General features: G+C 41.1%; 3 protein-coding genes. All 3 read right to left on the bottom strand.

Features of this window, described 5'->3' with window-relative positions; translation table 11 throughout:
- Positions 1–588: toxin Cry1Ac domain D-VI-related protein (locus PROCOU_RS15795; protein WP_036074352.1), on the bottom strand; the 588-nt coding region annotated here is incomplete at its 3' end.
- Positions 545–970 (bottom strand): hypothetical protein, encoded by a 426-nt coding sequence (locus PROCOU_RS15790; protein ID WP_036074350.1) that lies wholly within the window; start codon positions 968–970, stop codon positions 545–547. The genes PROCOU_RS15795 and PROCOU_RS15790, both read right to left, overlap by 44 nt.
- 388 nt (positions 971–1,358) lie before the next feature.
- Positions 1,359–1,672 (bottom strand): hypothetical protein (locus PROCOU_RS15780; protein WP_036074346.1); only part of this gene is annotated, 314 nt, incomplete at its 5' end.

Here is a 1,672-nt window from a genome sequence, read left to right as displayed (position 1 = left end):
TGCAGCTCGGCTTTTTTTCGCCGTATCCTTCACCGCATTCACTTTTGCTTGCGCCGCATCTATCGTTGCCTGTGTCACCGTTGTTTTAATCACATTCGCTGGATTATTACTCACAAATAGCTCTTTCACTGCTTTTTCTGCCTCTGTTTTCGCAGACAATTCGGCCTGCGCTTTATTGATATGCGCTTGCAGCTCGGCTTTTTTCGCCGTATCCTTCACCGCATTCACTTTTGCTTGCGCCGCATCTATCGTTGCCTGTGTCACCGTTGTTTTAATCACATTCGCTGGATTATTACTCACAAATAGCTCTTTCACTGTTTTTTCTGCATCAACGACCAGCGCTTCTTCTGTAATATCAACTAGTCGCAAATCCGTCACAACAATCTTTGTATCTAAGTCCTCACTAGAAGAAGCTATTGGTGTCAAATTAAGGCCATTAGCTAAAGCTTCTGGTGACATGGGAATGCTGTATTCTTTGAACTTCGTATCATCTATAATAACATAGCTCATAGTATTAGAATTATAAGCGATGCGGGCAGCATCGCTACTTTTTAATTTTTTCTCCAGAATATGAATATGCTCTGGCATTAAAACGTAGCTGATATTGATGCAACGGGTCAATATTATCTACTCTTTGCTTGAACTGTATATCAGTCGGAAGGGAAGGGGCTAGTGTTTTATTAGTGTTTGTATGAAAAACGAAGCCACGTTCACCAGAAGTTGAATTGAGAGTTCGAAGCATAGTTATAATGTAGTAGTTAAGATTATTTGGATAGCTATTGTTCGGAAGATGTACAAGTGCCATTTCATTTTCGTTCGCTAGATACTTTTGAAACAGTATAAATTTATCCTCAAATTTATCCCAATTTATGTCCCAGTGATCCAATGTCATATCAGGGTTAATCTTAAATTCCGTGTTTTTTAACAGATTGCTGTAATTATACGCCACGGTATTCGTTACATTATCCACCGTGCCTTCTCCTTGCGTCACGGACTGTGCGAATACACTGACCGGTGACATAATGCTTGATGTGGCAATAGATGCCGCTGTGATTGTTGCTAATACTTTTTTTTCTCATTGCTTACTTTCCATCCTTTATTAAAATTTGGGTTGAGGTTGTGACTGTTCTAAATGGGATGAGTTACAGTCACAATATACACGCGAGTGTTGCTCGCATGTAATCCTTCGTTTTCTCCAGACTTATGAAGCAAAATTTTCGCCCTACAAAAAAAAGTCGGTAGGGCGTTTTTTTTATATCGCGCGGAGTTTGTCCAAACTCCGCGCTTGTTTCTGTCTTTATCCTCTAAATTAATCCCAGAATTCTTAACTAGCATTCATTAAGAGCCTAAGTGCCACCTTATTTAGCGATCACCGTGACGGTTGTTCCCGTGTCTCCAGGAATTTGGACACCTAGATCCACCGTAACAGTATCTCCCGCTTTCAATTTACGTGATACACCTGTTTCATCTTTGAAGAAACGACTGTAAATTTTGAAACGACCATTAGAAGCAATACCGCCCGCTGTCACAGCATCGATATTTGCTTGTGGCGTTACTGTCCGTTGTGGCACGCCGTTAATCGATAGACGAATGACTTGTGTGCCCGTTGGTACTAAGCCACTCACGTAATCGGCTGCTTCATACACTGTATCCAAAAACAGGCTTCGTCGCA

The organism is Listeria rocourtiae FSL F6-920 (assembly GCF_000525975.1).
Taxonomy (GTDB): Bacteria; Bacillota; Bacilli; order Lactobacillales; family Listeriaceae; genus Listeria_A; species Listeria_A rocourtiae.
Note: the sequence above shows the minus strand (reverse complement) of the source record. Positions and strands in the feature narration are given on the sequence as shown.